The sequence below is a fragment of the Alteromonas lipotrueae genome (assembly GCF_019249215.1).
Taxonomy (GTDB): domain Bacteria; phylum Pseudomonadota; class Gammaproteobacteria; order Enterobacterales; family Alteromonadaceae; genus Alteromonas; species Alteromonas lipotrueae.
On the sequence record NZ_JAESDI010000031.1, the window covers coordinates 1 to 5,487 of the forward strand.

Here is a 5,487-nt window from a genome sequence, read left to right on the forward strand (position 1 = left end):
ATTCCGAACTCAGAAGTGAAACGTATTAGCGGCGATGGTAGTGTGGGGTTTCCCCATGTGAGAGTAGCACACTGCCAAGCTCCCATTCGAAGAAAGGGCTATCCTAACGGATAGCCCTTTTTTTATGCGTGATTGAAAGTGAAACGTATTAGCGCATGCCGCAAGCCAAGTCCCATTCGAAGAAATTGCTACACAACGATTGCTTCACAACGATAACTAGCCTAACGGATAGCCCTTTTTTATGCATGATAGAAATAAAAGTACTCGCTATAGCACAAACAAGAGACGGTTAGATATGTACTGGAGTGAGCCTTGATATCTTAAGTTTAAGCGCTACAACTTGAATACCGATAACGCGATACATCTATACTAGTGCTAATACTCGACGCGTTTAAATTTAAAAGTGTGAAAGAGAAGAGCAACCCTTAAGTCGATGTGAATACGCTTGAAGATGTTACCTTACATACCTTAAGAATAAAGTTCGATTATTGGAATAGTTAAAGTCTCATAGAGTATAACTTAGTTTATAATTTTGCTGATTTAACTTCGATTTAATCTGTCATAAAGCTATGAGCGTGAAGCGGACATAATCTGGTTAAGCTCACCTCATCGATTCCGAGCCAACAGCGGAAGTAAGTTTTAACACATATCTGCGCCAAATCTTATCAGAGACAGTAAGGCTAAAGGTAAACTTAGCTTATGTATTTTTATAGTGATACGGTAAAGTAATACTACTTTTATGCTTCAATCCTAACTCTGTCCCTAATAATGATAAATCTAGACTATGTAAAACTATTTACTCGGGTAGCTGCCACTCAAAATATATCTAAAGCTGGGGCTGAATTTGGCTTGTCATCGGCTGTGGCTAGCGCTCATCTTAGTAAGTTAGAGGAAAGTCTGGGTGTTCGGCTAATACATCGTACAACTCGAAAAGTATCGCTTACCGATGAAGGGGAGGAATTTCTTCCAAAGGCTAGGGATGTTCTTGTGTCGGCGGACATAGCTGTATCGTCGGTGAGAGGGGGAGCTAAGCCCAGTGGAAAATTGCGAATAACAGCACCGGTTTCTTTTAGTCATATACATTTAATACCAGCATTAAATGAATTTATGGGAATTTTTCCTGATTTATCTGTAGAGCTTCGTCTCAGCGATACAATAGTCGACATTGTTGAGGGGGGATTTGATATTGCAATCCGAAATTCTGAGCTTAAAGATTCTGCATTGATAGCCAGGAAACTCGCTATAGACAATAGAATTATCTGTGCCTCACCAGAGTACCTTGAAAAGCATGGTAGGCCAGCAACCCCTGAAGCACTGCCAAAGCATAATTGTATTAACCTAATTGGTAATGACAATTGGCTGTTTAGAACCTCAAAGGGCCTATTAAATATTAAGACAAGAGGGGCTTTTACCACAGACAACGGCAAAGCAGTTTGCGATGCATGCGTGAACGGGATGGGGATTGTAATGTGCTCTACATGGATTGCTTATGAGCATTTACGAGCTGGGACCTTAGTCAAAATTCTTGAAGACTACCCATTAGAGGCTGATGCCTCTATATGGGCTGTTTACCCTTCTTCGAAATTGGTTGCCCCTAAAGTTCGTGCGTTTATAGATTACTTTTCTGAGCGTTATGGAAGCCCACCATACTGGGATAGGGTGCAGGGAAGTAGTTTTCCAATATAACGGCCAAATTTATTTGGCCTTTTATTAATATGACCGCGGTAGGGATGATTATTTAATAGGCACTATTGATATTGTAAAAGGTGTATCTGGTTTAGTATTAATCATAGTTGGCGTACCAAATGCAGCGTCAAAATTAGTTACATAGGCAATACCACCACGTACAATAACTTCTCCAGGCGCATCTAACATGTTATTACTGCCGTCGGTATTTCCGTTTTTGGCAAGCAATGTAGCTTGGCCATTCATATCAATACGGTAAACGGCATTATCAAATAAATCGGTAATGTAAAGTGCATTAGAAGGTGCATCCCACTGGATGCCATCACTTGCGATCAAACCTTTATTAAACAGTGTGGTTTCAAGCTTAGAGCTATCTTCATTGAAAGTGCTTTTGTAGATGGTACCGTCTTCCATGATACCGGTATAAAGGTTGCCCTGCCCGTCAACCGCCAAGCCATTTGCACCAAAGCTAAGGCTACCGTCTGATTCAAAGATCTCAAATAGGTGAGAGTCGTGGTTGTTTTTGCTCTGGTATTTAGAAATCTGTAATGGATTTTCAGCCCTAAGTTCATCTATCCTTAATTTATACACACCACTTTTCGTTGATATTCCTTTCTCAGTTGAAAGTACCGTATCAGAGATAAACACATCATTGCCCCTCCACGCTACTGCGTTAGGAAATGAGAACCCTTTTGCAACAACGTCGACATCAATGGCTTTACCATCTATAACATTCACTCGAAGCAAACGAGACTCACCGCCAAACCATAATTGCATGTCGGCAATATAGATGTTTCCATCTGGACCTTTAGCAATCCCCATGGGAGTGACAACACCGCTGTTTGGCTCTAAATCCTGTTGTTTAAATTTGTACCACACAGACACTTGATTTTTGTTATCAATAAGCCCAATCGTTGGAGCTGCCGCTTTAGTTAAGACACCTTGCTCTACAAGCGTCTGGTTATGTAGGTTAGGTGATGTGAACAAAATATTGTTATCTGAATCAAGTGAAAAGCTTGCTGGAGAGTTAAATTGTGCAGGTAAATCTTGCAGCGAGTATTGTTGCTGGGCTAATACTGTTTGAGAGCATGCTGATAGCGCAACAATAGTAAGCATTACACTTAATAAATTTGTATATTTGTTTAGAGTTTTCATGGCGTACCTTTAAATTGTTAACATATGTGCTAAACACAACCGATAACGATTAGATTGCTCTTATCGGCTTACTCATAAGATTGACTATTTTGCAAAACCACCAAGCGGTTTCAGTAGTAGAGGTGAAAGTGAAGCGTGCATCTCACGTAACTCTTGTGGTAAGTCACCTAGGTGTACCATACGGGTGGGTGTTGCTGCTGCAATCCATCGTTCGGCATGATCATTCCAGTTTTCGATATGAATAAAAGAAGCTTCTAAATCTCGAAAACGCTCGTAAACTAGTATGTCACCCTCGTCAGATAGGTAATATTGATAGTTTAGTGTGCCTTCTTCTGTTTTGGCTCGTGCAACTTGAGAATTCATTACTTCTTTAAATGCTTCGAACTGGCCTTGATTCAGTTTTGCCTCCACAATCCAACCAAAATTTTCGAAGCTAGTATCGTTTCCATTTTTAATTAGGCTGCCTTCATACTCTTCTCTTGCAAAACCAGCCAGAGGCTTTAACCAAGTAGGTGCTAGCGAAGCATGACGTTCACGAACATCATCTGGCAAGTCACCAAGATGAAGCATGCGTGTTGGATCCGCCGCTGAAATCCAGCGTTCTGCATGAGCATCCCAGTTTTCGATATGCTCATGTGATGCATCGGCATCAGCAAAACGCTCGTAAACTAAAATATCGCCGGCGTCTGACAAGTAATATTGATAGTTGAGCGTACCTTTTTCATTCAAAGCACGGTTCACTTGCGAATTCATTACCGCTTTAAAGTTTTCTAGCTCACCCTCTTTAAGCTTTGCTTCAACAATCCATCCAAAATTCGTAAACATGATTTTCTCCAATTTAGTGGAAGCACTATTTCTTCCGACGTAATAAAAATTTTATATCGAGTCGATAAGTTAACGACGGAAGAAAGATTAACAGAGGAAATTAGCTTTGATAATGAAGGTAATCAGTGAAAACTTCTTAGATTTTGTTGATAATGAGGTGGGTAAGATGGTAACTCACGCAGAAAATCTGCTGATTCAGAAACGCTGATTTATGCGGGTAAATAATTAATCCATGAACGTCCGCCTTGGATTTTAAGCCGAAGAGACTATTACAAGTGCGTAATGGCCGCAATTGACACATATGGGACTACCAGGTCCCATTGAGCCCTATGATTCAGAATTACAAATTAAAGTCTATTTAGGTAAACAGTATGAACACCAAGCGATTCCAAAATCATTCCACAGAAATTGCCTATGAAAGCTTAGTGAGAAATAGAATTTTGCTACACTCGGTTGAATTGATGTAAAGCTACTTATGTAACGTAAATCTACTAAGGTAAGCGCAAATGAGTCATGTTATGAACAGATGACGTCTGAGGTTAAACATTAAACCGGTAATATCTTGTTTCACTTCGATAAAGACAATATCTAACAATATCGTTATGTTAAAAGCCACACATTAGAGCTATATAGTGATAAGAAGAGAGAAAAGGATGTCTGAGAAAATTGTATTAGAAGCAACCTTCAATCCGTCAGTCAAAACCTATTGGTTGGTAAGCTTGTTGTTATTCTCAACGCTTATAGTCATTGGTATTCCATTACTTGTTATATCCATTCCGATATTTTATCTAATCAGCAGTAAAATGATTGCTGCAATGTCCGCAATCATCACCGAACGAAAACTTATAGTAAAAAAAGGTATTTTCAACAAGGAAGAGAAAACAATTCCACTTGAGAAGATAACAGATGTAGCTATGACCCAAGGCCCGTTAATGCGCATGTTTAATTTATACAGGTTGTCTTTTGAGACTGCAGGACAATCAGCTCAGGGCGCACTTGTTTCGCTTATAGGAATTGAAGATGCTATCAATTTTAGAGAAACCATTTTGAGCCAAAAAGATAAGGCTGTTCAGGGAAATAGATATACGGCAGAAGTCGAGACAAATACTAACGACGACTTCGCCTTACTACTGCAAAGTACACAGCGGATAGAAGCATTATTAGAGAAGTTGGTTAATTCAAAGTAAAAGTTACTGTAATGAGAAGAGGGAGTAACAGGCTTTAAGTACTCATACCCTCTTAGTCAGACAATCTTCCGCTCGTACTCTAGATGATAATTTATCTCTATTAAGTCACCCGCCAAATCCTAGATGAAGTTAAATATAAACACAGTAAGTACAGTGGCTGTCTTAGCGATTACTTGTGGGTAAATAGAATACATAAGGTGAACCAAGTCTATGCAATTGATTTTGAGCTATGACGGTTTATGACGATATAGAGAAGTGAGTAGTACGCTGCTAACAATATACGAGTGATTAGCAATACAGTAAGAAAGCGTAATCAGCCTTAAACCGGTGTAAAAGAAGGCGAATAGCTAGTTTGAAAAACTTTATAAAATTATTTTAAGAAAAGTGTTGATCCAAAAGCTGATTCGCGTAGAATGCGCGCCTCGCTTCAAGGAGTTGGCAACAATAACGAGAAGCGGTTTTCATTAGCTCTACGGAGTTAACAACGGTTCGAAAAGAAATTTACGAAAAACGTTGACACTGAAAACAAGAAGCGTATTATACGCCTCCCGCTCAAGCAGAGTGAGTCACCAAAAAGCAACGGCTTACGGTGAGGTTACGTTAAGTAGCCACGTTCTTTAACAATTTAGACAAG

General features: G+C 39.6%; 4 protein-coding genes and 1 rRNA gene. 3 read left to right on the forward strand and 2 right to left on the reverse strand.

The genetic code is table 11. The features are described 5' to 3' along the window. Both rrf and JKP82_RS20560 read left to right on the forward strand, forming a co-directional pair. Positions 1–80: ribosomal RNA gene (rrf, locus tag JKP82_RS21095) — 5S ribosomal RNA — on the forward strand; the annotation flags it as partial. A 688-nt stretch (positions 81–768) separates the two neighbouring features. Next, positions 769–1,686, forward strand: coding sequence for a LysR family transcriptional regulator (locus tag JKP82_RS20560; RefSeq protein ID WP_218398559.1), 918 nt, complete (start codon positions 769–771; stop codon positions 1,684–1,686). A gap of 48 nt (positions 1,687–1,734) precedes the next feature. On the opposite strand, the gene JKP82_RS20565 is transcribed toward JKP82_RS20560, so the two are convergent. Both JKP82_RS20565 and JKP82_RS20570 read right to left on the reverse strand, forming a co-directional pair. Next, entirely contained in the window at positions 1,735–2,841 is a 1,107-nt protein-coding gene (locus tag JKP82_RS20565; RefSeq protein WP_218398560.1) for an NHL repeat-containing protein, read from the reverse strand. Positions 2,842–2,925: 84 nt separating this feature from the next. After that, the gene (locus tag JKP82_RS20570; protein WP_159534787.1) at positions 2,926–3,666 is read right to left on the reverse strand and encodes a putative quinol monooxygenase; all 741 of its coding nucleotides are present in this window, start codon (positions 3,664–3,666) and stop codon (positions 2,926–2,928) included. 653 nt (positions 3,667–4,319) lie between these two features. Here JKP82_RS20570 and JKP82_RS20575 point away from each other — a divergent pair. Then, positions 4,320–4,853 carry a PH domain-containing protein gene (locus tag JKP82_RS20575; RefSeq protein ID WP_159534789.1) on the forward strand — a complete coding sequence of 178 codons (534 nt, stop codon included), beginning with the start codon at positions 4,320–4,322 and terminating at the stop codon, positions 4,851–4,853. Positions 4,854–5,487 lie beyond the last annotated feature (634 nt).

Coding starts and splice junctions, on each gene's coding strand:
- JKP82_RS20570 (WP_159534787.1), bottom strand. CDS start 3,666: ATGTTTACGAATTTTGGATGGATTGTTGAAGCAAAGCTTAAAGAGGGT.
- JKP82_RS20575 (WP_159534789.1), top strand. CDS start 4,320: ATGTCTGAGAAAATTGTATTAGAAGCAACCTTCAATCCGTCAGTCAAA.
- JKP82_RS20560 (WP_218398559.1), top strand. CDS start 769: ATGATAAATCTAGACTATGTAAAACTATTTACTCGGGTAGCTGCCACT.
- JKP82_RS20565 (WP_218398560.1), bottom strand. CDS start 2,841: ATGAAAACTCTAAACAAATATACAAATTTATTAAGTGTAATGCTTACT.